The organism is Paracoccus marinaquae (assembly GCF_018860165.1).
Taxonomy (GTDB): domain Bacteria; phylum Pseudomonadota; class Alphaproteobacteria; order Rhodobacterales; family Rhodobacteraceae; genus Paracoccus; species Paracoccus marinaquae.
The window spans coordinates 1-22,381 of the sequence record NZ_JAHKNG010000009.1; the positions used below are offsets into that span (position 1 = coordinate 1).

The 22,381-nt window shown below is 66.3% G+C and carries 22 protein-coding genes, 1 tRNA gene and 1 pseudogene; 13 read left to right on the top strand and 11 right to left on the bottom strand.

Annotated features, from left to right (window positions below; all coding sequences use genetic code 11):
• Together KNW02_RS07085 and KNW02_RS07090 are read right to left on the bottom strand one after the other, a co-directional pair.
• Positions 1-121: pseudogene (locus KNW02_RS07085) on the bottom strand (IS5/IS1182 family transposase); the annotation flags it as partial.
• Between the two features lie 139 nt (positions 122-260).
• Positions 261-335: transfer RNA gene (locus KNW02_RS07090), tRNA-Thr, on the bottom strand.
• Positions 336-469: 134 nt separating this feature from the next.
• Here KNW02_RS07090 and KNW02_RS07095 point away from each other — a divergent pair.
• The 6 genes from KNW02_RS07095 to KNW02_RS07120 all read left to right on the top strand — a co-directional run bounded on the left by KNW02_RS07095 (position 470) and on the right by KNW02_RS07120 (position 4,782).
• On the top strand, positions 470-640 hold the full coding sequence (locus KNW02_RS07095; protein WP_216032569.1) for a hypothetical protein: 171 nt from the start codon (positions 470-472) through the stop codon (positions 638-640).
• Positions 641-1,912: a UDP-N-acetylglucosamine 1-carboxyvinyltransferase gene (murA, locus tag KNW02_RS07100; protein ID WP_216032570.1), complete on the top strand. Its 1,272-nt coding sequence runs from the start codon at positions 641-643 to the stop codon at positions 1,910-1,912.
• A 3-nt stretch (positions 1,913-1,915) separates the two neighbouring features.
• On the top strand, positions 1,916-2,392 hold the full coding sequence (locus KNW02_RS07105) for a DUF2948 family protein (protein WP_216032571.1): 477 nt from the start codon (positions 1,916-1,918) through the stop codon (positions 2,390-2,392).
• 128 nt (positions 2,393-2,520) lie between these two features.
• Positions 2,521-3,834, top strand: coding sequence for a histidinol dehydrogenase (gene hisD, locus KNW02_RS07110; RefSeq protein WP_216032572.1), 1,314 nt, complete (start codon positions 2,521-2,523; stop codon positions 3,832-3,834).
• Positions 3,831-4,310: a UPF0262 family protein gene (locus KNW02_RS07115; RefSeq protein WP_216032573.1), complete on the top strand. Its 480-nt coding sequence runs from the start codon at positions 3,831-3,833 to the stop codon at positions 4,308-4,310. The genes hisD and KNW02_RS07115 overlap by 4 nt, the downstream gene beginning before the upstream one ends.
• Positions 4,311-4,314: 4 nt before the next feature.
• Positions 4,315-4,782, top strand: a complete 468-nt coding sequence (locus tag KNW02_RS07120) for an arsenate-mycothiol transferase ArsC (RefSeq protein ID WP_216032574.1) — start codon at positions 4,315-4,317, stop codon at positions 4,780-4,782.
• Positions 4,783-4,828: 46 nt separating this feature from the next.
• Here the strand turns inward: KNW02_RS07120 and KNW02_RS07125 are convergent, their stop codons facing one another.
• Positions 4,829-5,059: a DUF1127 domain-containing protein gene (locus tag KNW02_RS07125; protein WP_216032575.1), complete on the bottom strand. Its 231-nt coding sequence runs from the start codon at positions 5,057-5,059 to the stop codon at positions 4,829-4,831.
• A gap of 137 nt (positions 5,060-5,196) precedes the next feature.
• Between KNW02_RS07125 and KNW02_RS07130 the strand changes: the two genes are divergently transcribed.
• The gene (locus tag KNW02_RS07130; RefSeq protein ID WP_216032576.1) at positions 5,197-6,066 is read left to right on the top strand and encodes a LysR family transcriptional regulator; all 870 of its coding nucleotides are present in this window, start codon (positions 5,197-5,199) and stop codon (positions 6,064-6,066) included.
• Here KNW02_RS07130 and edd read toward each other — a convergent pair whose 3' ends face one another.
• A complete protein-coding gene (gene edd / locus KNW02_RS07135; RefSeq protein WP_216032577.1) occupies positions 6,067-7,869 on the bottom strand; it encodes a phosphogluconate dehydratase in 1,803 nt (600 codons plus the stop codon).
• A 228-nt stretch (positions 7,870-8,097) separates the two neighbouring features.
• On the opposite strand from edd, the gene KNW02_RS07140 reads away from it, so the two are divergent.
• Genes KNW02_RS07140 through pgi form a run of 5 tightly spaced genes read left to right on the top strand, consistent with a single transcriptional unit; the run spans position 8,098 to position 13,641 of the window.
• Entirely contained in the window at positions 8,098-9,294 is a 1,197-nt protein-coding gene (locus tag KNW02_RS07140; RefSeq protein ID WP_216032578.1) for an RSP_2647 family RNA methyltransferase, read from the top strand.
• On the top strand, positions 9,291-9,830 hold the full coding sequence (locus KNW02_RS07145) for an RSP_2648 family PIN domain-containing protein (RefSeq protein ID WP_216032579.1): 540 nt from the start codon (positions 9,291-9,293) through the stop codon (positions 9,828-9,830). The genes KNW02_RS07140 and KNW02_RS07145 overlap by 4 nt, the downstream gene beginning before the upstream one ends.
• Positions 9,831-9,890: 60 nt before the next feature.
• A complete protein-coding gene (zwf, locus tag KNW02_RS07150) occupies positions 9,891-11,342 on the top strand; it encodes a glucose-6-phosphate dehydrogenase (RefSeq protein WP_216032580.1) in 1,452 nt (483 codons plus the stop codon).
• Between the two features lie 2 nt (positions 11,343-11,344).
• Positions 11,345-12,016, top strand: coding sequence for a 6-phosphogluconolactonase (pgl, locus tag KNW02_RS07155; protein ID WP_216032664.1), 672 nt, complete (start codon positions 11,345-11,347; stop codon positions 12,014-12,016).
• A 14-nt stretch (positions 12,017-12,030) separates the two neighbouring features.
• The gene (gene pgi / locus KNW02_RS07160; protein WP_216032581.1) at positions 12,031-13,641 is read left to right on the top strand and encodes a glucose-6-phosphate isomerase; all 1,611 of its coding nucleotides are present in this window, start codon (positions 12,031-12,033) and stop codon (positions 13,639-13,641) included.
• A 37-nt stretch (positions 13,642-13,678) separates the two neighbouring features.
• On the opposite strand, the gene tsaA is transcribed toward pgi, so the two are convergent.
• Both tsaA and KNW02_RS07170 read right to left on the bottom strand, forming a co-directional pair.
• The gene (gene tsaA / locus KNW02_RS07165; RefSeq protein ID WP_216032582.1) at positions 13,679-14,134 is read right to left on the bottom strand and encodes a tRNA (N6-threonylcarbamoyladenosine(37)-N6)-methyltransferase TrmO; all 456 of its coding nucleotides are present in this window, start codon (positions 14,132-14,134) and stop codon (positions 13,679-13,681) included.
• Positions 14,127-14,336, bottom strand: coding sequence for a TOBE domain-containing protein (locus KNW02_RS07170; protein WP_216032583.1), 210 nt, complete (start codon positions 14,334-14,336; stop codon positions 14,127-14,129). The genes tsaA and KNW02_RS07170 overlap by 8 nt, the downstream gene beginning before the upstream one ends.
• Positions 14,337-14,598: 262 nt before the next feature.
• Between KNW02_RS07170 and KNW02_RS07175 the strand changes: the two genes are divergently transcribed.
• Positions 14,599-16,500 (top strand): AfsR/SARP family transcriptional regulator, encoded by a 1,902-nt coding sequence (locus KNW02_RS07175; RefSeq protein WP_216032584.1) that lies wholly within the window; start codon positions 14,599-14,601, stop codon positions 16,498-16,500.
• On the opposite strand, the gene KNW02_RS07180 is transcribed toward KNW02_RS07175, so the two are convergent.
• From KNW02_RS07180 to phaC, 5 genes are all read right to left on the bottom strand, one after another.
• Entirely contained in the window at positions 16,497-17,219 is a 723-nt protein-coding gene (locus KNW02_RS07180) for a hypothetical protein (RefSeq protein WP_216032585.1), read from the bottom strand. The genes KNW02_RS07175 and KNW02_RS07180 overlap by 4 nt on opposite strands.
• Positions 17,220-17,223: 4 nt before the next feature.
• Positions 17,224-18,654: a peroxidase family protein gene (locus tag KNW02_RS07185; RefSeq protein WP_216032586.1), complete on the bottom strand. Its 1,431-nt coding sequence runs from the start codon at positions 18,652-18,654 to the stop codon at positions 17,224-17,226.
• 20 nt (positions 18,655-18,674) lie between these two features.
• Positions 18,675-19,568, bottom strand: coding sequence for a YcaO-like family protein (locus KNW02_RS07190; protein WP_216032587.1), 894 nt, complete (start codon positions 19,566-19,568; stop codon positions 18,675-18,677).
• A 97-nt stretch (positions 19,569-19,665) separates the two neighbouring features.
• Positions 19,666-20,211, bottom strand: a complete 546-nt coding sequence (locus KNW02_RS07195) for a GNAT family N-acetyltransferase (RefSeq protein ID WP_216032588.1) — start codon at positions 20,209-20,211, stop codon at positions 19,666-19,668.
• A 244-nt stretch (positions 20,212-20,455) separates the two neighbouring features.
• A complete protein-coding gene (phaC, locus tag KNW02_RS07200; protein ID WP_216032589.1) occupies positions 20,456-22,207 on the bottom strand; it encodes a class I poly(R)-hydroxyalkanoic acid synthase in 1,752 nt (583 codons plus the stop codon).
• Positions 22,208-22,381: the final 174 nt, after the last annotated feature.

A 22,381-nucleotide genomic window follows, 5' to 3' on the forward strand; every position in this document is an offset into this window, starting at 1 on the left:
TGGGGGCGAGCCACACCATATCCTTGTCGAGCCAGATCAGCAGCGACCCGCGCCGTTTCAGCGCTTCGTTGTAGGATTTCCAGTTCGTCGTGCGGTAACGGGCGGGCTCGGGCTTGCTCATGTCGAGATTCTTAACCTACCGGATTCGCAGTGTGAATCCTTCCAGCGCCGAGCTCTGCAACAACGCCCATGCCCTGTATCAATGGGGCAGGTCACAGCCCTGAGAAATCAGGAAGTTCATGCAAATCAACCATGAGGGATGGTGCTGCGAGAGAGGATTGAACTCTCGACCTCTCCCTTACCAAGGGAGTGCTCTACCACTGAGCTACCGCAGCGCCGTGTGAGGGGCGTTTAGACAATGGCGGCGGCTCACGCAAGGGGGAAGGGGTGAAATTTCCGTCGGGTCGATGACCGGGGGCGAAGGCCCGGCATGCTGGACTGTCGCCTCTCGCGGCGGTAACAGGTCGGGATGGACGATCGCCAGCAGGACAAGCCGGGGCAAGGGGAAACGCGCGAGGACAGGCTGCGGGCCGCCCTGCGCGCGAATCTGCAGCGTCGCAAGGCACAGGCGCGGGTGCGTGCCGGGCGGTCGGATCAGGAAAACGAGACGGGCAGCGAAACAGGCGGAGACGACAGCTAGATGGATCAGATCATCGTTCAGGGGAACGGAACGCTGAAGGGCGAGATACCGATCGCGGGCGCGAAGAACGCCTGTCTGACCCTGATGCCGGCCACGCTGCTGACCGACCAGCCGCTGACCCTGACCAATGCGCCGCGGCTCTCGGATATCCGCACCATGACCGCGCTTCTGCAAAGCCTGGGCGCCGAGGTGGCCAGCCTGCAGGACGGGCAGGTTCTGGCCCTGTCGAGCCATGATCTGACCAGTCACCGCGCCGATTACGAGATCGTGCGCAGGATGCGTGCCTCGATCCTCGTTCTGGGGCCGATGCTGGCGCGGGACGGCCGGGCCGAGGTCTCGCTGCCCGGCGGCTGCGCCATCGGCGCGCGGCCGGTGGACCTGCATCTGAAGGCTTTCGAGGCGATGGGGGCCGAACTGGACCTGCGCGACGGCTATGTCCATGCCAGGGCGCCGGCCGGCGGGTTGAAGGGGGCGGTGGTCGATTTCCCGCTGGTCTCGGTCGGGGCGACCGAGAATGCGCTGATGGCGGCGACGCTGGCGCGCGGAACGACGGTCCTGAAGAATGCCGCGCGCGAGCCCGAGATCGTCGATCTGGCCCGCTGCCTGCGGGCGATGGGCGCGCAGATCGAGGGCGAGGGCACCGGCACGATCACCGTCCAGGGCGTCGACAGCCTGCACGGCGCGACCCATCCGGTCGTCACCGACCGGATCGAGCTGGGCACCTATATGCTGGCGCCGGCGATGTGCGGCGGCGAGGTCGAGTGCCTCGGCGGCAGGATCGAGCTGCTGTCCGCCTTCTGCGAAAAGCTGGACGAGGCCGGGATCAGCGTCGAGGAAACCCCGCGCGGGCTGAAGGTGGCGCGAAAGAACGGCCGGGTGCGGGCGGTGAACGTCACCACCGAGCCTTTCCCCGGATTCCCGACCGATCTACAGGCCCAGTTCATGGCGCTGATGTGCCTGGCCGAGGGCACCAGCGTGCTGGAAGAGACCATCTTCGAGAACCGCTTCATGCACGCGCCCGAACTGGCGCGGATGGGCGCCCATATCGAGGTGCATGGCGGCCACGCCACCGTCACCGGGGTCGAGCAGTTGCGCGGCGCGCCGGTCATGGCGACCGACCTGCGGGCCTCGGTCAGCCTGATCCTGGCCGGCATGGCGGCCGAGGGGCAGACCACGGTCAGCCGGGTCTATCACCTCGATCGCGGATACGAGCATGTCGTGCGCAAGTTGCGCGGCGTCGGTGCGCATATCGAGCGCGTGAAGGAGGGGTAAGCCATGGCCGAGGACGCCCGTTTCTCTGACGCCGATCCCGGCCCGCTGTCGCTGCGGGCCGAGGATGAGGGCGATCTGCGGATCGTCTCGACACTGGTGCAGGATGCGATCCTGCCCGCCTCGGAGATCAGCTATGACGCGAAGGGGCGGCGTCTGGCGCTGTTGCTCAACCGGTTCCGCTGGGAGGATGCGGAACGGGCGCGCGCCGAGGGCCGCGAATACGAGCGGGTGCGGGCGCTGCTGGTCGTGAACGACGTGATGGCGCTGCATGGCGACGGGATCGACCGCGACGCGGACACCGTGCTGGAACTGCTGGCCCTGGCATGGCAGCCGGGCGCTGACGGGACCGGCCGGCTGTCGCTGGATTTCGCGGGCGACGGGACGCTGACGGCCGATGTCGAATGCATCAATCTGGACCTGCGCGACGTGACGCGGCCCTATCGCGCCGTCTCGGGCAAGGCACCGAGCCATCCCGATTAGGGGCAGGGGCGCGCTTGCCCCTGCGGGCGGGCGCGGCCTTCCGGTCCTGCCACCTCTTGCCCTCTGGACGCGCCGGCTTGAGGCAGGCCGGGCTTGCGGCTAACAAGGCGCAACTGCAGGGGAAGAACATGCCGGTCACGCTGAACACATCCGATGCCGATTTCGAGGCCGGCTTTGCCGCCATGCTGTCGGCCAAGCGCGAGGATTCGACCGATGTGAACGAGGTCGTGGCCGGGATCATCGCCGATGTCCGGGCGCGTGGCGATGCCGCGCTGTGCGAGCTGACCGCGCGTTTCGACCGGCTGGATCTGTCGCCGGACCGGCTGCGGTTCTCGGCGGACGAGATCGCGGCCGAGGTGGCGCGGGTTCCGGACGAGGATCGCGCCGCGCTGACGCTGGCGGCCGAACGGATCCGCGCCTATCACGCCCGGCAGATGCCCGAGGATGCCAGCTGGACCGATCCCGAGGGCGCGACGCTTGGCTGGCGCTGGACGCCGGTTTCGGCGGCCGGGCTTTATGTGCCGGGCGGGCAGGCGGCCTATCCCTCCTCGGTGCTGATGAACGCCATTCCCGCCCGCGTGGCCGGGGTCGGGCGGCTGGTGATCTGCGTGCCGACGCCGGGCGGTGTGATCAATCCGCTGGTGTTGCTGGCCGCGCAACTGTCCGGCGTGGACGAGATCTATCGCATCGGCGGGGCGCAGGCAGTGGCCGCCATGGCCTATGGCACCGCCAGCATCGCGCCGGTGGACAAGATCACCGGGCCGGGCAATGCCTATGTCGCGGCGGCCAAGCGGCAGGTCTTCGGGCGCGTCGGCATCGACATGATCGCCGGGCCGTCGGAGGTTCTGGTGATCGCCGAGGGGGCACAGAACCCCGACTGGCTGGCCTGGGACCTGCTGGCGCAGGCCGAGCATGACGCCGACGCGCAGTCGATCCTGATCACCACCGATCCGGGGCTGGGCCATGCCGTGGCCGGCGCCGTCGATCGCATCCTGCCCAGGCTTCCCCGGGCCGCGATCGCCGGCGCCAGCTGGCGCGATTACGGCACCATCATCACCGCCCGCGATCTCGACGAGGCGGCGCGGCTCTCGAACCGCATCGCGCCCGAGCATCTTGAGCTTTGCGTCGATGATCCCGAGGCGCTGGCCGCGAAATGCGTGCATGCCGGGGCGATCTTCCTCGGCGCGCATACGCCCGAGGCGGTGGGCGACTATGTCAGCGGGCCGAACCATGTGCTGCCGACGGCGCGCTCGGCCCGGTTTTCCTCGGGGCTGTCGGTGATGGATTTCCTGAAGCGCACGACCATGGCACGGCTCAGCCCCGGCGCGCTGGCCGCCATCGGGCCGGCAGCGATCCGGCTGGCCGCATCCGAGGGCTTGCAGGCGCATGGCGCTTCGGTGCAGGCTCGGCTGGCACAGCTGAACGAAAGGATGGCTGAATGAGCAGGCTGATCCGGATCGAGATCGATGATTCTGCCATTCCGCCCGCGACGCCGGAGATGGAGCAGGAGCGCCGGGTGGCGGTGTTCGATCTGATCGAGGATAACAGCTTTGCCGTGCCGGGGCGCGATGGCCAGCCAGCGCAGGACGGCCCCTTCGTGCTGGACCTCGCCGTTCGCGAGGGACGGCTGGTCTTCGACCTGAATACCGAAGCGGATGAAAAGGTGGCCGAGTTTCACCTGTCACTGGGGCCGTTCCGGCAGGTGGTGAAGGATTATTTCCAGATTTGCGAAAGCTATTTCGATGCGGTGAAGAAGCTGCCGCCGGCCCAGATCGAGGCCATCGACATGGCCCGCCGCGGTATCCACAACGAGGGCGCCCGCACCCTGCAGGAGCGGTTGGAGGGCAAGGCCGATCTGGATATCGACACGGCGCGGCGGCTGTTCACGCTGATCTGCGCGCTGCTTCCGCAAGGGTAGGGCGATGCCGCAGGACAAGATCCCCCATTCGGTCCTGTTCTGCTGCGATCACAACGCAATCCGTTCGCCCATGGCCGAAGGCATGATGAAGAAATTCTTCGGCCGGTCCGCCTATGTGCAATCCGCCGGCGTCAAGAACGACATGGAGATCGACGGCTTTGCCGTCACCGTCTGCGATGAGATCGGGGTGCCATTGTCGAATCACCGTACCCGCAGCTTCGAGGAGATGCAGGACTGGGGCGACGATCTGGGCGGCTTCGACCTGATCGTGGCGCTGTCTCCGGCCAGCCAGCGTCTGGCGCTGGAACTGACGCGGCTCTACCATCTCGAGATCGAATACTGGCCGATCATGGACCCCTCCGGTCTGGCCGAGGGGCGCGAGGCCAAGCTGGCGATGTATCGCCAGACGCGGGATCAGATCCAGACCCGGATGATTGCGAGGTTCGGCGCGCCCCCCGAGGACGAGGGCTGAGAGGCGCGCCTGTGGGCGTGGGCCGGTGTCATCTGCGGGCCGCTGGTCAGCCGCGATACCAGTGCAGCGGCGCATCCCATGCGGGACGGCGCATTTCCTCATCGACCTCGGCGCGGGTCAGGCCGATATCCTGCAACTGGCTGTCGCTCAGCCGGTCGAGCGCGATGGTCTTCTGGCGGCGGTCGAACAGGGTCAGAAGCTGTTCCAGCCATGCCGGCCGCGGGATGATGCCACGTCCGGTGACGACGCGCAGCAGGGCGGTTGAACGTTGTGCCATAATACACCTCCGGCATCATGAATGATCAAGGATTTTGATTTATTCTGCCGTTCTGCAGCAGATGGTTGATGATTACGCCAGCATGTTGTATTTGTACAATGAATGATTTTGATCTGATACATCACGAAGGTTGAACGATGAGAAATCTGGATATCGCCACGCTGCGGTCGCTTCAGGCGGTCGCCGAATATGGTGCGGTGACCCGTGCGGCCGAGGCGCTGAACATGACCCAAAGCGCGCTGTCGATGCAGGTCAAGCGGCTGGAAGAGGTGTTCGACCGGCCGCTTCTGGAAAAGCAGGGCAGGGGGGTGATGCTGACCGATTTCGCCCATCTGCTGCTGACCGAAAGTCGCAAGCTGGTGGCGCAGAACGACGCCATCATCGCCCGTTTCACCGGCGTCCAGCCCGATTGCCGGCTGCGTGTGGGGCTGACGACCGACTGGCCGACACTGCATTTCACCCAGGCCGTGCGGCGCTTTCGCGAGGCCCATCCCAATGTCGAGATGGTGCTGACCGACGGGGTCAGCGTCGATCTGCGCAAGCAGTTCGAGCGTGATGAACTGGACGTGATCCTGACCACCGAGGCAGCCTGCGGGCCGGATGGCACGACGCTGATGCATATCCCGCTGATCTGGGTCGGGGCGAATGCCGGGATGGCGTGGCAGCAGCGCCCCCTGCGGCTGACGAACGGGCTGTGGTGCGCCTTCCTGAAACTGGCGATCACCGCGCTGGACCGGGCGGGAATCGCCTGGGAACATGCCTCGGGCGTCGGCGGCTGCGAGCGTAATCACATGCTGACGGCGGCCGATCAGGGCGTGAACATCGTGCTGAAATCCTTCACCCGCGAGGGGCTGGAAGAGATCGAGCATGGCGGCACGCTGCCGCCCCTGCCGCCCGCCAGCCTCAACATGTACCTGACCCGTGGCAAGGTCAGCGCCATGGCCGGCGAGTTCGGCGGCTACCTTCGCCGTGCGGTGCGCGAAGAGGCGGAAGAACGCGCGGCCTGATCAGACCACGCAGGCCGCCCCCTCGGTCGCGGGGCCGGCATGGGTGCGGAAGAAGGCGAACATCTCGCGCCCCATGCCCTCGCTGCTGGTCGATGGGTCGAAGGCGGCCGGGCGGCGGGTCTCGAAATCCTCGGCCAGGCAGTCGATCGTGCCCATCGTCGCATCCATGCGGATTAGGTCGCCGTCGCGGACCCGCGCCAGCGGCCCGCCGGTCGAGGCCTCCGGCGAGATGTGGATCGCCGCCGGCACCTTGCCGGATGCGCCCGACATGCGGCCATCGGTGACCAGCGCCACCTTCAACCCGCGATCCTGCAGCACCGCCAGCGTCGGCGTCAGCGAATGCAATTCGGGCATGCCGTTGGCGCGCGGTCCCTGAAAGCGGACGACGACGATGGTATCCTCGGTGAACTCGCCGGCCTTGAAGGCGGCCTTGACCTGTTCCTGATCGGAAAAGACCCGGGCTCTGGCCTCGATCACATGGCGTTCCTCGGCCACGGCGCTGACCTTGATGACGCCCCGGCCCAGATTGCCCTCGAGCTGTTTCAGCCCGCCGGTCCTGGCGAAGGGATCGCTGGCCGGGCGCAGGATCTTGTCGTTCAGGGTGTCGCGGGCACCTTCCTCCCAGCGGACGCGGGCACCGTCCAGCTTCGGCTCGACGGTATAGCCGCCAAGGCCGGTGCCGTTGATGGTCCTGACATCCTCATGCAGCAACCCGGCCTCCAGCAACTGCCCGATCATGTAGCCGATGCCGCCGGCGGCGTGGAAATGGTTCACATCGGCCAGCCCGTTCGGATAGACCCGCGCCATCAGCGGCACGGCCTCGGAAATATCGTGGAAATCCTCGATGTCGATCAGGACGCCCGCGGCCCGTGCCATGGCCGGGATGTGCATGACCAGATTGGTCGAGCCGCCCGTTGCCATCAGCCCGACCATGCCGTTGACAAAGGCTTTCTCGTCAAGGATCTCGCCCGCCGGCAGATAGTCGTTGCCCAGCCGGGTGATCGCGGCGGCGCGTTCCACCCCGGCCACGGTCAGCGCCTCGCGCAGCGGCGTGTTCGGGTTCACGAAGCTGGACCCCGGCAGGTGCAGCCCCATGAATTCCATCAGCATCTGGTTGGAATTGGCGGTGCCGTAGAAGGTGCAGGTGCCGGGCGAGTGATAGGAGGCCATCTCGGCCGCCATCAGCGCATCGCGCCCGACCTCACCCGCCGCGAATTGCTGGCGGACCTTCGATTTCTCGTCATTCGGCAGGCCCGAGGGCATCGGCCCGGCGGGGATGAAGACCGCAGGGACATGGCCGAACGTGGCCGCGGCGATGACCAGTCCCGGCACGATCTTGTCGCAGACGCCGAGGTAGAGTGCCGCGTCGAAACAGTCATGCGACAGGGCGACGCCCGCCGCCAGCGCGATCACGTCGCGCGAAAACAGCGACAGTTCCATCCCGGCGCGGCCCTGCGTGACCCCGTCGCACATGGCCGGAACGCCGCCCGCCACCTGCACCGTCGCCCCCGCCGCGTGACCCGCGCGGCGGATGAGGTCGGGGAAACGCTCATAGGGCTGATGCGCCGACAGCATGTCGTTATAGGCGGTGACGATGCCCAGATTGGGCTTGCGCGTCGTCGCCATGTCGTCCTTGTCCGCCATCGCCGCATAGGCATGGGCCTGGTTGCCGCAGCTGAGATGGGCACGGCGCGGCCCTTCCTCGGCGGCTTTGGCGATCTTGCCGAGATAGGCGCTGCGCACGGGTTCCGAGCGCTGGCGGATACGGTCGGTGACGCGGTCAATGGTGGCGTGAAGGGTCATGGTGCCTCCTCTGGCTTCGCCCGGACTATATACTGTTAGCGATAACGTAGCAACCTGTGCTGTGCGGGTTCGCAGGGACTTCGCGGCCCCCGGCATTTGTCCCGTCGATGCGCGCGGATTTCGCGTCTTCGGGGAACATGCGCGCAGAAAGGATGCGCCCGGGCGGGCGGCCTTGTCGCTTGTGCAGGTCGGGAACCCGTGTCAGATCGGCAGTGAAAGGAATCCTGCATGACCGAACTGCCCGTCATTCGCCTTCGTCCGAAATCGAAACCACAGGCGATCCGCCACGGCTTCCCTTGGGTCTTTGCCGATGAGGCGGTTCTGGATCGCCGGACCCGCGCGCTGCCGCCCGGTGGATTCGCCGTGCTTGAGGATGCGGACCGGCGGCCGATGGCGCTGGTCACGGTGAACGCCGCCTCGAAGATCGTCGCACGGGTGATGGATGCCGATCCGGCGGCCCGAATCGACCGGGGCTGGCTGGGCGGGCGGATCAAGCGGGCGCTGGCATTGCGCGCCCGGCTCTACGACACCCCCTTCTACCGGCTGGTTCATGCCGAGGCCGACGGATTGCCCGGCCTGGTCATCGACCGTTTCGGAGAGGTGGCGGTGATCCAGCCCAATGCCGCCTGGGCCGATGCGATGGCGGCCGAGATCGCCGCCGCGCTGGCCGAGGTTGCGGGCCTGTCCACGGTGATCCTGAACGGGCAGGGGCGCGCGCGCGGGCTGGAGGGGCTGGACGAGCGGATGGAGGTGCTGCTTGGCCAGGCGCCCGAGGCGCCGCTGCCGGTGGCGATGAACGGCGCCACCTATCTGGCCGACCTGATGGGTGGGCAGAAGACCGGGCTGTTCTACGACCAGCGCCCGAATCACGCCTTCGCGCAGCGACTGGCGAAGGGAGCGGCGGTGCTGGACGTGTTCAGCCATGTCGGCGGCTTCGGCCTCGCCGCACTGGCCGCAGGCGCCGAGCGGGCGACCTGTGTCGATGGCAGCGCCGCGGCGCTGGAGCTTGCGGCGGGTGGCGCGCGGGCCATGGGCATGGCCGAGCGGCTGGACTGCGTGCAATCCGATGCCTTCAAGGCGATGGAGCAGATGGCCGAAGACGGCCGGCGCTTTGATCTGGTGGTCTGCGACCCGCCCGCCTTTGCACCCTCGAAACCCGCGCTGGAGGCGGGGTTGCGCGCCTATGAGAGGGTGGCGAAACTGGCCGCGCCGCTGGTGGCGCCGGGCGGTTTTCTGGTGCTGTGCAGTTGCAGCCATGCCGCCGATCTGGCCCAGTTCCGCAATGTCAGCGCCCGTGGCATCGGACGCGGCGGCCGACGCGGCGTGCTGATCCACAGCGGTCAGACAGGCCCCGACCATCCGGTGCTGCCGCAACTGGCGGAGACCGGCTATCTCAAGGCGCTGTTCTTCCGGCTGGACGGATGAGGGCCGTCCTTGACGCGAATGTGCTGTTTCCGACGATCCTGCGCGAGATCCTGACGGATGTGGCGGCGGCGGGCCTGTATCAGCCGCTGTGGTCGGCGCGTATCCTTGCCGAATGGCGCCATGCCGCCGCCCGGCTTGGCCCCGAGCACGAGGCTGTCGCCGGGGCCGAGGCGGCGCTGCTGGTGAACCGGTTTCCCGGTGCAGCGATGCCCGATGCGGGGATGCGGGCGATAGATCTGGACTTTCCCGATCCGGCCGATCGTCATGTGGTCGAGGCGGCACTGGCCGGCGGGGCCTCACTGGTCGTCACCGCGAATCTGCGCGATTTCCCCCAGTCCCTGATGCAGCGTCTTGGCCTGCGGGCGATCCATCCCGACGCCTTCCTGCTTGATCTGTACCGGCGCACGCCGGATCCGGTGGCCCTTGCCGTGCAGGCCGCGCGCGACAAGGCGGCGCGGATCGGCGGCGAGATGACTGTGGCCGAAATGCTGAAACGCAGCCGGCTGCCGCGTCTGGCCCGCGCATTGAAAGCTTGATCCGAGTTGCTGTTAACGCTAACAAGCGATATGGCGGATGCCGGCGGTAAGGAGGGCAGCATGGTTTCTCGTGTCATTCCGGTCGATGATTTCGATCTGGTGATTTTCGGTGCAACCGGCGATCTGGCGCATCGCAAGATCCTGCCGGGCCTGTTCCGGCGCTTTGTCGCGGGCCAGATCCCCGCGACCTCGCGAATCATCGGGGCGGCGCGGACCGAACAGGACGACCATGCCTTCCGGGACGAGGCCGCAAGGGCCATTTCCGAATTTGCCGGGGTCAAGGCGAACGATCCGCGCCTGGCCCAGTTTCTGGATCTGCTGGGCTATGTCGCCATCGACGCCCGGGGCGAGGGCGGCTGGACGGACCTGAAGGCCCGGGTTCGCGATGGCGCGGTGCAGGCATTCTATTTCTCGGTCGCCCCGGCGCTGTTCGGCGATATTGCCGAGCGCCTGGCCAACTTTGGCATCGTCGATTCCCGCAGCCGCATCGTCGTCGAAAAGCCCTTTGGCCGCGACCTCGATTCGGCGCGGGCGCTGAACGCCACCCTGGCCCGCCATTTCGACGAGCATCAGATCTACCGGATCGATCACTATCTGGGCAAGGAAACGGTCCAGAACCTGATGGCCGTGCGCTTTGCCAATATCCTGTTCGAGCCCCTGTGGAACGCGCAGTTCATCGACCATGTGCAGATCACCGTGGCCGAGACCGTCGGCGTCGCCGGGCGCGGCAGCTATTACGACAAGTCGGGCGCCATCCGGGACATGGTGCAGAACCACATGATGCAGCTTCTGTGCCTGATCGCGATGGAGCCGCCCTATCACTTCGACCCCGATGCCGTGCGCGACGAGAAACTGAAGGTGATCCGCGCGCTTGAGCCGCTCGAACCCGGGGACATCGTGCGCGGCCAGTATCAGGCCGACGGCAGGGAGCCGGGTTATCTGGACGATTCCGAGAATCCCGAATCGCGCACCGAAAGCTATGTCGCCATGAAGGTACGCATCTCGAACTGGCGCTGGCAGGGCACCCCCTTCTATCTGCGCACCGGCAAGAAACTGCGGGCGCGCACCAGCGAGATCGCCATCACCTTCAAGGAGCCGCCGCATTCGATCTTCGAGGATGCCGGTGCGCCCAAGGCCAACGAACTTGTCATCCGCCTGCAACCCAATGAGGGTATGAACCTGAAGGTGATGATCAAGGAGCCGGGGCCGGGCGGCATGCGGCTGGTGCAGGTGCCGCTGGACATGTCCTTTGCCGATGCCCTGGGCACCGATGGGTCGGACATGCCGGATGCCTATGAGCGCCTGATCATGGATGTGATCCGCGGCAACCAGACCCTGTTCATGCGCGGCGACGAGGTCGAGGCCGCCTGGGCCTGGACCGACCCGATCATCGACGCGTGGGAGGACAGCAAGCGCCTTCCGGAACCCTATGATGCGGGCTCTTCGGGTCCCGAAGAGGCCCTGCGCCTGATGCATCGCGACAACCGGCGCTGGAGGGAGATCAGGGCATGAGCATGGACTTTGTCGAATACCCGGACCGCGAACTGCTGGCCCTGTCGCTGGCCGACCGGCTGGCCTCGCAACTGGCCCAGCACCTGCGCGGGCATGAGAGTGCCAGCCTCTGCGTGCCCGGCGGGACCACGCCGATTCCGGTTTTCGAGACGTTCAGCGGGGCGGATATCGACTGGGACCGGGTGACGGTTTTTCTTGGCGACGAACGCTGGGTCGATGGCGAGCACAAGCGGTCCAACGGCCGGCTTCTGCGGCGGCATCTGCTGAAGGATCGCGCGGCGGCGGCGAATTACATCGACCTCTATACCGGGGATGCGCAACCCGAGGAGGCGGTGGCGGCGCTGACCGGGGCGCTGACACCGCATCTGCCGATCACCGTGACCCTGCTGGGCATGGGCAATGACATGCACACCGCCAGCCTGTTTCCGGGCGCCGACCGTCTGGCCGAGGCGCTGGCCGGTGATGCCCCCTTGCTGATGCCGGTCCGGGCCGAAGGCGCGGATGAGCCGCGCATCACCCTGACCCGTCCAGCCCTGGCAGGGGCCATCCATATCCATCTGCTGATCATGGGGCCGGAAAAGCGCGAGGCGCTGGAACGGGCGCAGAAGCTTTCGCCGGAAGAGGCGCCGATCCGGGCCTTTCTGGATGCCGCCACCGTGCATTGGGCCGAATAGCAAGGACATCCGTCATGACCGATATCTGGACCCGCCTGAAATCGCATCGGCAGGCGCAGGGAGAGTTGCGCATCACCGATCTGTTCGACGCCGATCCGGCGCGCGCCGAGGCGTTCAGCACCAGCGCCGACGATCTGGTTTTCGACTGGTCGAAGACGGTGATCGACGCCGGCGCGCGCGACCTGCTGCTGGATCTTGCGCGCGGCGCAGAGGTCGAGGCCCGCCGCGAGGCGATGTTCTCGGGCGCCCGGATCAATGAGACCGAGGGCCGCGCGGTGCTGCATACGGCGCTGCGCAACCTTGCCGGCAGCGTGACCGTCGATGGGCAGGACGTTCTGCCCGCGGTGCGCGAAACCCATGCCCGCATGGCCGATTTCGCGCGCCAGGTCCGCTCGGGTGCCTATCGGGGGCAGGGCGGTCCGATCACGGATGTGGTCAATATCGGCATCGGCGGCTCGGATCTCGGTCCCTATATGGCGGTGCTGGCGCTGGCCCCCTTTCATGACGGGCCGCGGACGCACTTCGTCAGCAATGTGGATGGCGCCGATATTGCCGACACGCTGAAGGGGCTGGATCCGGCGACGACGCTGGTGATCGTGGCCTCGAAGACCTTCACCACCATCGAGACGATGACCAACGCGACGACCGCGCGGAACTGGATGGCCGGGACGGTGACCGATCCCGCGGCGCAATTCGCCGCACTTTCCTCGGCCGTGGACCGGACGGCCGCGTTCGGCATCGACGGCTCGCGCGTCTTCGGGTTCGAGGATTGGGTCGGCGGGCGCTATTCCGTCTGGGGACCGATCGGGCTGTCGCTGATGCTGGCGATCGGCCCCGAGGATTTCGATGCGTTCCTGGCCGGAGGGGCGGCCATGGACGCGCATTTCCGCAACGCGCCGCTGGCCGAAAACCTGCCCGTCCTGCTGGCGCTGGTGGGCATCTGGCACCACCAGATCTGTGGTTATCCGACCCGCGCCGTGCTGCCCTATGACAACCGCCTGCTGCGCCTGCCGGCCTATCTGCAGCAGCTGGAGATGGAATCGAACGGCAAGCGCGTGGCAATGGATGGCAGCGATCTGGCCATGGTCTCGGGTCCGGTGGTCTGGGGTGAGCCGGGCACCAACGGCCAGCATGCCTTCTATCAGCTGATCCATCAGGGCACCACGCCGGTGCCCTGCGAGTTCATCCTCGCCGCCCGCGGCCACGAGCCCGACCTGGCCCATCATCACCTCCTTCTGGCGGCCAACTGCCTGGCGCAGTCCGAGGCGCTGATGCGTGGCCGCAGCCTGGACGAGGCCCGCGCGCTTATGGCCGCCAAGGGATTGCTGGGCGACGAACTCGACCGGCAGGCCCGTCATCGCGTGTTCCCCGGCAACCGTCCCTCGACCACATTGCTGATCCCGCAACTGACCCCCTTCACGCTGGGGCAGATCGTCGCGCTGTATGAACATCGCGTCTTTGTCGAAGGGGTGATTCTTGGCATCAACAGCTTCGATCAGTGGGGGGTCGAGCTGGGCAAGGAACTGGCGCTGAAGGTCGAGCCGCTGCTGCAAGGCGCGGACGCCCCGGGGCACGATCCCTCGACCGAGCGTCTGGCAGGACTGTTCCGGGCCATGCGCGGATAGGCGATGCGGCGCAGGGTGGTGGCCGCGCGAGCGCAGGTCAGCGCTCGCGCGCCGTCACCGGCTTGATGTCGAGCAGCGGGGTGCCGGCCACGCAGTCGAGTCCACGGACGACAAGTTCACGCCCCTTCACCTCCAGCAGCCTCACATCCGACAAGGCGATCGGATTGGGGCGCACCGGTGAACGAATGGCGAAGGTGCCGACGAGCTGATCGCTGAAACGCGGGTTCTGCAGGACCAGATCGCGCCGGGACAGGTGCATCCAGTAGAGGACCTGCAGCCATTCCAGCCCTTCGACCCCCTCCAGTGCCCGGTCCCAGGGAGGAAACAGCTCGATCCGGCAGGGCGGCCCGTCCTCGGCATTGCCCCGATTGGGGCAGTCCCGGCGTTCCGGCCAGGGCGTATGGATGCGCCCGATGAAACGCAGAAAGGCGTCCTGCCGTTCGGGTTCGGCGACGGCGATTTCCAGCGGGCGCAGGCTCGCGCCGTCAGTCATCGACACCGATCATCACATCCGTTGCCTTGATCACGGCGCTGGCCTGATCGCCGGTTTTCAGCCCCAGTTCGGCCACGGCTTCATTGGTGATGGATGCGGTCACGGTCGTGCCGCCGACATCCAGCCTGACATGGCTGGTCACGGCACCCTTCACGATCTCGACCACCGTGCCCCGAAGGACGTTCCTCGCGCTCATCTTCATGGTTCAACCTCAACCGGATGTGTTCCATCGGAAATATCTCTATTCGCTATGAGCCGGTCAACCGCGAAATGGCCTGCCGGCGCAGGGGATGCTGGCGGGCGCAGGCTGTCGCGAGGGGCCGGGGCGAGGCGAATTGTGGCCCGCCGAAAGCCCCGGGACGGGGGCGGCGGATTTCCGTCTCGGCCCCTCATCTGCGCAGGACAGGATTTGCAACTTCAGCCGCTTGGTGATCTATTGCAGCGGCAATTTGAACAGCGCTGACATGACCGGCAGATCAACCTCTTCCATCCTTCTGAAGACACTGGCTGCGGTGCGGCTGCGCAAGGCTCAGGCGCTGTTCCTGTTCCTCGCCGCCGACCCCAATGCCTTCCATCGCGCCGAGAAGGTGATCGACCTGTTCTGGCAGGAGACCGACCAGCAGCGCGCCGCTGCCTCGTACCGGCAGGTGATCCGGCATATCCGCCGCGACATGGAGGCGGATTGCGGCCTCAACCTGAAGACGGAAATCGGCCAGATCACGCTGGAAATCCTCGACAGGAAGACCCCGAAGGACGAGTTCCGCGAGACCATCCTGGCCGAACGCTGGGATGCCGCCGCGGCCGACAGGATGCGCGAATTCCTGAGCTATACGACACGGCTCGAAGGGATCAGCAACTCGTTCGACAGCTGGCTGGTGATCACCCGGTCGGTTCTGCTGCGGACCATCCGCGAGGCTCTGGATGAACGGCTTGCGAATGTGCAGTCCGCCCGCTTCGACGAGTTGCGCCGGCCGGCCGAACTTGCCCTCGAACTCGAGCCGTCGAACGAAACCGCGGTCCGGATCCTGATGACGCTGGACTGGCGCGGGGGGCATTCGACCCGCGCGATCGAGCGGTATGACATGCTCTACCGCTATCTCGACGAAGAGTTCGATCAGGAACCGGAGGCGGAAACCATCGAGCTTCTGGCGGCCGTCAAGCTCAACCCGGCGGGGAAATCGGCCCGCAACGATCTGACCAACCGCAGGCCCGAGGTCAGCATCTCGGTCAGCCTGCTGCCCTCGTCCGACGAAATCCCCGGCGAGATGCGCGGCTTCGGCACGGTCCTGTTCGCCGACCTGCGCATGCGGATGGGGCGTTTCCGCGAATGGCGCGTCCTCGACGAGGACAGCACCGAATCCTGCACCGTGAACGTCAAGCTGCGCCCCGTCTACGGGCTGGGACGGTATCAGCTTTATGTGGACGTGCAGCGGGTCGAGGACAGCCAGCTTCTGTGGTCCGAGGTCATCGACAGCCCCGAGACCGACTGGGAGGCCAAGGCGCGTCTGCTGCTGGCCAATCTGGCAAACGCGCTGTCGGTGGTGGTGTCGGACCGGTCGCTGTCCGATTCGGGGCTGGCGATCTATGACCGCTGGCTGAAGGCGCAGGCCCTGCTGGATTCCTGGTCGCCCGAGGCCGAACGCGCCGCGCTGTCCATGCTTGAGGACATCATCGCCGACACGCCCAAATTCGGGCCGGCCCATGCCGAACTGGCCGGGGCGCTGAATGTCCGCCATGTGCTGCAACCCGGCAGCACCCAGACCGAAGAGGTCAAGCAGCGGGCGCTGCACCACGCGATCATGGCGGTGTCCATCGACCCTTTGGACACCCGGGCGCATCGTGTCGTCGCCTGGTGCTATTGCCACAAGCGCGAATTCGGGCTGGCGGAATTTCACTTCGAGCAGGCCCTGAACCTCAATCGCAGCAACCCGCTGACGCTGGCCTCGTCGGCCCTGGGCTTCGCCTTTGCCGGCAATCTCGACCGGGCGGCCGCGCTGGTCGCGGAAACCCGTCGCAATTCAGCGGTGATGGAGCCTTTTCACATCATCTATCTGGCCGCAGCCGACTACCTTCTGGGAAACTATGCCTCGGCCGAAGAGCAATGCCGCCGCGGCACCGGGCTGATGCCAACCGTCGGCGGCTGGCACAGCCTGGCGTTGTGGAAACTGGGACGGCAGGACGACTCAGTGCGGCGGCTGCAGTCCTATTTCGACGAGATTCGCCCGAAATGGCAGGGCGACGCAGTTCCGGGCGACGCCGAAATCATCGACTGGTTCACATCCAGCTTTCCGCTGGGTGACGAAAAGGCGCTTGCGGACCTGCATCAGACCATCGCCAGCATCATGGCCGCGCGCGGCGCCGCCTAGCGGCACATGTTCGTCGCGTATATGCCGACCGAACGATAGAAGGCGCGCAGCGGGCTCTTCATGATCTCGTTCTTCACATCGTCTGCCGGGGCGCCGTTCGCGTCCCTGAAGATGCTGCGCTGCTGGACCGCGTCGATCACATGCGCTTCCAGCGCGTCCTGCAGCTGCTGCGTCCAGCCGGCCACGCCCTTGGCGGCGAATTCGCGGGCGATCTCGACGATCTCGGCCTTCAGGCTGGCCAGCATCAGCGCCTTGTCCAGCTCGTAGGACAGCGGGGGCCGGAACCCTTCCGCCTGTCCCGTCGCCTGAAGCAGCGCGTCGGTGATTTCCAGCGTCTGGTCCGAGGGCACGACAAGGATACGCGAGTTCTTGTCGACCCCGTTATGGCAACGGTCGCGGGTTTCGAATTCGATCCGGACGTCGGTGCCCTCAAGGATGTTGTCGCGGTCGGAATCGCTGAGGACCGCGCCGCCATCCTGAACCGAGAAATCCTGTACCATCAGCGCGTGCTTGATATGGTCCTGATAGCGGTCTAGCTCGTCCTCGCCCACGTTCTTTTCGCCGCGCTTGGACAGTTCGACCATCAGTTTGCCGATATATTCGACATTCAGCGGCTGCCCGTCCGCGCCCTTGTCCCTGTCGATGCTGCCGTCGCCATGCAGGTAATATTCCGCCTGATCGACTTCGCTGCCGACGATCACATATTTGCTGTCACTCATGAGATTATACCTCTCTGACCAGTTCGATGAGTTTCATCATGGTTGCGGGACGCGGCAGGTTGCCGGCCCCCTCTTGCTCGGGTGCCAGAACCACCCGGTCGATCGTGCCGGTGATCGAGGCGCGCAGCAGGGCGCTGCCAAAGGGGCCAAGCCCGCCCTTCTGGCCGTAAAGCTGCGCCTCGATCATGATCATCTGGAACAGGGGGCCCCATTCGATCATGTCTGCCGTGACATCGACCGGCGAATCGGGGTGGCGGGCGCGGAACTCGGTGGCCAGGGCCAGCGGTGCCAGCCGGGTGGGCCAGGGCGCGGGCAAAAGCGCCAGCGCGGCCTCGATCTTGGCGTTGCCGGGTCGCAATGGCCGGGCCTCGGCGGCAGCCGAATTGTCCAGCGCGATCACCGCCGCGGCCGTGGTGGGTGCGCGCAATTCGGGCGCGACGCTGGCCGAGAGGCCGGTCATCGGCCCGCCCGGCTTCAGCCCGAAGAACAGCGGCCAGTCGATGTTCCAGTCGCTTTCCGCCTCGCTGACATCGAAGCCGGATTTCAGCAGATCGGCGAGGTTGTGCATCCCCTGCCGGCCCAGATCATAGGCGGCCAGCGGCATCGCGTGGAAGGCACGGAACAGGCCGTGCAGCAGCGTCACCTCGTCCAGACGCCATTCGGGGGGCAGATCGTCCTCGGCCATGGCGGCGATCTCGGGATGCAGGAAACGCGCCAGGATGTCGTCGCGGATGATCCCGTGCCAGACGCGCACGGAATGGGCGCGCGCCATCGCATAGGCCTCGAAAGGCTTGCGCCCCGAAGCAAGCAGCCTGCGCGCGCAGAGATTGTGGAACTGCATCCAGGCCACCGCAAGCTCGTGCAGCATCAGCGTGTCGCGGTTGCGTTCGTCGTAAAGCGCCCGGATCGGGCGGTTGTCGGCCTGCGACATCGGGTCGTGGCTGCCGCGATAGACCCGCGCCAGCCGGGCGCCCGGGGTCAGCCGGAACAGCATCGTGTCCGGATCATAGACATGCGACAGCATCATCGGCCCCGAGCCGTAGACGGTTTCCAGCGTCAGCGGATTGTCGATCAGGTTGTACCGGCGTGGCCCGAGGACCGAGACGGCACCGATGACATTGCCGCGGGTCACATGCGGGACGCTGGACAGCGGCACGCTGCTGCCCATGTCATGCCCCATCAACTGGCCGAGATAGGTATAGCCCGACGGGATATGTGCGGTGGCCTGCAGAGATGTCTTCCGCCATGCATGGTTTGACCGCAGCAGGATTTCGGGCGGCAGCCGATCCCTGACCCCGGCGTCATCTGCCGCCGCCCCGGCTGCACGGGGCGTTGCGGCGCCGCGCGGGGCGGGTCGCGGCGCGGGACTGACCGGCACGGGGCCACAGCCGAACCGGCAATCCTGCAGGTCGTCGAAGTCCGGTTCCTCAGGCATGCTGGTCCTCCTATGCGCCCCTAGATGAAGGGCGTGCTGCTTTGGGCGCCGGGTTGAGTGTGCGGCAGAAGTGGCCTGCACATCCAGACATTTATTGGCCCGTCCGGTGGGGTTATGCTGCGAATCTCGATCTCTGAGCCGAACCAGTCGCGGGTATTCTGAAAGTCGGTCTGGTGCTGAGCGGCGGCAGGCGACGGACCTTCGCCCGCCGGCAGCAGATGCGGGCAGTTGCGGGCATAGGTGGCAATCTTCTCGCGCAGCGCGCCGAGGGAATCGCTCAGCCCGACCGTGCGGCTGGCAAGAAGCTCCATCAGGTTCATCTCCATCAGGAACAGCTCGCGCAGGGCCTTGCGAGCGGCGGAAACCGGGTCGGGATCGGCTCCGAAGCCCAGCAGCATGTCCTGTCCTTCGGGGCTCATGCTGCGGCAGATCATGACCTGCGGGCAACCGGGCGCGGTGTCGACCTGCCACCAGTCGGTGCGCCGCTTCAGGGCCGCGCCCTGCCGCGCCTCATGAAGGAAACCGGTCAGTCCCGCCTCGTCAAGCCAAGCTTCGGGCAGGGCCAGCGCGGGCAGCCGGCCGTGCCACCAGGACATCACCGCGTAACGCTCGAACGCCTCCAGAATGGCACCGTCGCGCGCCCGGTCGGCTTCGACATGCGCGGCCAGCCCGATCCGGGCGGTGTCGACGGCCTGTCCGCCCTGCCCAAGCGCCGCAAGAGCATGCAGTTCCGCCGTCTCGCCGAGGCAGCGCTGAAACGCGGTTTCGCGGTCGCGGCCGGCGCCGCTGGCGGTCTTGCCGGCAGAGGTCAGGGCCTGCAGAATGAAAATCTTCGGAGCAAAAAAACTTTCACGCCAGTCATATCTCTGCCAATACGCCAGCAGATCATTTGGCTCGCGCTGTAATTCGTTCATGGCACGCCCGCGGTGAAAATGTCGTGAGACGCTAGCAAGCCGATGTGATTTTTCTGTGATCGAGCGGGTTCCCCGGCCTCAGCCCCTGCCTTGGCCGTCAGGCGGGGCGGCGGGGCTTTTCCGCCACCGTCACCACGCCCTCGAGAACGCCCGGTGCCGCGATCGTCTTGGCGCCGAGGTCGCGGGCCAGCGCGCGCATGCGCTGGTTTCCATGCACATACAGCATCCGCACGGTTCCGATCCCGGTGCGCCGGGCGGCAAGAATCAGGGCCAATGTCAGCATCTTGCCGATGCCCATATGCTGATAGGGCTTCTCGACCGAGATCGACAACTCGCCCTCGTCGGTGCCCTCCAGCGGCACCAGTTCGCCCACGCCGCGCAGGGTGCCGTCGACGAAGGCGCCGAAAACCCAGGCGTGGTTCCAGTCGAGACCCCGCGAATAGGCGATCACGGCCTTGTCGCTGATCGCGCTGTGAAACCGGGCGCGGCGATCCTCGGCCGACAGGCGCAGCAGATGCGCCGTGTGCAGCCGGCGGTCACGCGCGGTCAGGCCACGCAGGCGCAGCTTGCCCAGATGTGCGGGCGACAGATCGGTGCCATGCGGTGGGCCGTCGGCGTGACGGCTGAGATAGTGCAGGTGCATCGTCTCGTCCTTTCGCGATCACATGCGAGCCCGGCCATCCGGCGTTCATCCGGATTGCTGCAGCGCAGAACAAAGCTGGCGACGACAGCGATTCCTGTCAATGGTGACCCAAGGTCCCTGAGGTGTGGCCCAAAGGCCGCACCCCGGATCCTGGCCCGGATCTTGGCCCGGATCTTGGGTCGTGATCGTTCCGCCGCGGCGGCAGGCTGCCCAAGGGCGGACAGCCGGCCGCGGCGGTCAGGTATCAGTCGGCGCGGACATAGCTGCCGGGGGCGGGTTCGATGGCCTTCAGCTTGCCCTTGCCCGGCTGATAGGCGGGCACCTGCTCGCCGTCGCCATGGCTCTCGATCCATGCCGACCAGTGCGGCCACCACGAGCCTTCGTGCTTCTCGGCGCCGGCCAGCCATTCATGGGGATTGGCCGGGTAATCCGCGCGCGTCCAGTAGCCGTATTTCGGCCGCTTGCCCGGCGGGTTGATGACGCCCGCGATATGGCCCGAACCGCCCAGAACGAAGGTGGTGTTCCCGCCCAGAAGCCCGGTCGTGGGATAGATCGAGTTCCAGGGCGCGATGTGATCCTCTTTCGTGGCCAGCACATAGAAGGGGATGTCGATCTTGCTGATATCGATCGGGGTGCCGTCCAGCGTCAGATGGCCCGGCTTGCGCAACCCGTTCTCGATATAGATCTTTTCCAGATACCACAGCAGCATCGCCGCCGGCAGCCGGGTGCTGTCGCTGTTCCAGTAGAGCAGATCGAAGGCCGGCGGCTTGCGGCCCATCAGGTAGTTCATCACATGGAAGGACCAGATCAGGTCGTTCTCGCGGATCATCGAGAACATGTCCTGCAGGTGATGGTTTTCCAGGTAACCCTTCTCGGCCATATGCTCGCGCAGCACCGTCAGCCGGTCGCGGTCGATGAACACGCCGATCTCGCCGACATCGGTGAAATCGACCATCGTGGCCAGCGTCGTCGCGGTCTTGATCCGGCGGTCGCCCTTGGCCGCCATGAAGGCCAGCGTGGCGGTGACCAGGATCCCGCCGATGCAGAAGCCGAGAATGTCGAACTCGCTCTCACCGGTCGCCTTTCCGGCAACGTCCAGCGCCTCCAGCGGCCCGAGGCGCATGTAGTCCTCGAAGCTCATCTCGGCATGGTCCTTGCTGGGATTGACCCAGGAGATCAGGAAGACGCTGTGCCCCTGTTCCAGCATGTAGCGGACGAGGCTGTTTTCCGGCTTCATGTCGAAGATGTAGTATTTGTTGATCCAGGGCGGCACGAAGATCAGCGGGCGCTTGTGCTGGGTCGGGGTCAGCGGGGCATAGTGGATCAGCTGCATCAGGTCGTTCTGCCAGATCACCTGACCCGGCGTGGTGGCCAGATCACGGCCGACCTCGAAGGCCTCGCGGTCGGTCATGTTGATGTCCAGCCGGCCCTCGCCGCGTTCCAGATCGTCCAGCAGGTTGCGGAACCCGTCCAGCAGGCTGCGCCCCTCGGTCTCGAGGAAACGGTCCCGCGCGGCCGGGTTCAGGGCCAGATAGTTGCTGGGGGACAGCGCGCTGAGCAATTGCCGGGTGTAGAAACGCACCCGCAGACTGTCCTTGTCGCCTTCGGGCAGCGAATCCAGAAGCCGTTCGGCCGAGTGCTCGATGGCCAGATGCACATCGCGCAACCCGCGGCTGAGGGGATCGGTGTTCCAGCGCCCGTCGCGGAACCGGCGGTCCTTGCTGTCCTCACCCTTGCCCGACCAGGCCCCGAGCCAGGCCCGAGAACTGTCCTTCCAGAGATCCATCTGGAACTCCAGCATCGCCCAGGGGTTCCGCGCCAGTTCCACCCCGGCCCGCGCATAGGCATTGGCCACCGTCTTTGCATCGACGATCGAGAAATCCTTGCCGGATGCCTTGGCCACGGCGGTGGCCTGCCTGCGCCGGCCCAGTTCCCGCGCCCGATCCATCAGGTTGACGAATTCCGTGGTCTGTTCAGCGATTGTCGTCTGGTCCATGTGCTCTCCCCCCCAAGCGTTGGTACCGATGCCGGCTGTCGCCCGGCCACGATTGCCTGCCTTCCGGCTGCAATCCTGCACGAAGCGGCCTCACCACCGACTGCAATGGTATCACCGAGATCCTGCGTCGGATGCAAGGCGCGGGCGGGCGAATATCGTCGCGGCGCCCCGAAA

Excerpts from the sequence above, each read along its gene's own strand:
- KNW02_RS07145 (WP_216032579.1), top strand. The coding sequence starts at position 9,291 with ATGAGGGCCGTCCTTGACGCGAATGTGCTGTTTCCGACGATCCTGCGC.
- KNW02_RS07115 (WP_216032573.1), top strand. The coding sequence starts at position 3,831 with ATGAGCAGGCTGATCCGGATCGAGATCGATGATTCTGCCATTCCGCCC.
- KNW02_RS07190 (WP_216032587.1), bottom strand. The coding sequence starts at position 19,568 with ATGAACGAATTACAGCGCGAGCCAAATGATCTGCTGGCGTATTGGCAG.
- zwf (WP_216032580.1), top strand. The coding sequence starts at position 9,891 with ATGGTTTCTCGTGTCATTCCGGTCGATGATTTCGATCTGGTGATTTTC.
- KNW02_RS07180 (WP_216032585.1), bottom strand. The coding sequence starts at position 17,219 with ATGAGTGACAGCAAATATGTGATCGTCGGCAGCGAAGTCGATCAGGCG.
- edd (WP_216032577.1), bottom strand. The coding sequence starts at position 7,869 with ATGACCCTTCACGCCACCATTGACCGCGTCACCGACCGTATCCGCCAG.
- KNW02_RS07195 (WP_216032588.1), bottom strand. The coding sequence starts at position 20,211 with ATGCACCTGCACTATCTCAGCCGTCACGCCGACGGCCCACCGCATGGC.
- KNW02_RS07175 (WP_216032584.1), top strand. The coding sequence starts at position 14,599 with ATGACCGGCAGATCAACCTCTTCCATCCTTCTGAAGACACTGGCTGCG.
- pgi (WP_216032581.1), top strand. The coding sequence starts at position 12,031 with ATGACCGATATCTGGACCCGCCTGAAATCGCATCGGCAGGCGCAGGGA.
- KNW02_RS07140 (WP_216032578.1), top strand. The coding sequence starts at position 8,098 with ATGACCGAACTGCCCGTCATTCGCCTTCGTCCGAAATCGAAACCACAG.
- KNW02_RS07130 (WP_216032576.1), top strand. The coding sequence starts at position 5,197 with ATGAGAAATCTGGATATCGCCACGCTGCGGTCGCTTCAGGCGGTCGCC.
- KNW02_RS07095 (WP_216032569.1), top strand. The coding sequence starts at position 470 with ATGGACGATCGCCAGCAGGACAAGCCGGGGCAAGGGGAAACGCGCGAG.
- KNW02_RS07120 (WP_216032574.1), top strand. The coding sequence starts at position 4,315 with ATGCCGCAGGACAAGATCCCCCATTCGGTCCTGTTCTGCTGCGATCAC.
- murA (WP_216032570.1), top strand. The coding sequence starts at position 641 with ATGGATCAGATCATCGTTCAGGGGAACGGAACGCTGAAGGGCGAGATA.
- pgl (WP_216032664.1), top strand. The coding sequence starts at position 11,345 with ATGGACTTTGTCGAATACCCGGACCGCGAACTGCTGGCCCTGTCGCTG.
- tsaA (WP_216032582.1), bottom strand. The coding sequence starts at position 14,134 with ATGACTGACGGCGCGAGCCTGCGCCCGCTGGAAATCGCCGTCGCCGAA.
- phaC (WP_216032589.1), bottom strand. The coding sequence starts at position 22,207 with ATGGACCAGACGACAATCGCTGAACAGACCACGGAATTCGTCAACCTG.
- KNW02_RS07125 (WP_216032575.1), bottom strand. The coding sequence starts at position 5,059 with ATGGCACAACGTTCAACCGCCCTGCTGCGCGTCGTCACCGGACGTGGC.
- KNW02_RS07105 (WP_216032571.1), top strand. The coding sequence starts at position 1,916 with ATGGCCGAGGACGCCCGTTTCTCTGACGCCGATCCCGGCCCGCTGTCG.
- hisD (WP_216032572.1), top strand. The coding sequence starts at position 2,521 with ATGCCGGTCACGCTGAACACATCCGATGCCGATTTCGAGGCCGGCTTT.
- KNW02_RS07185 (WP_216032586.1), bottom strand. The coding sequence starts at position 18,654 with ATGCCTGAGGAACCGGACTTCGACGACCTGCAGGATTGCCGGTTCGGC.
- KNW02_RS07170 (WP_216032583.1), bottom strand. The coding sequence starts at position 14,336 with ATGAAGATGAGCGCGAGGAACGTCCTTCGGGGCACGGTGGTCGAGATC.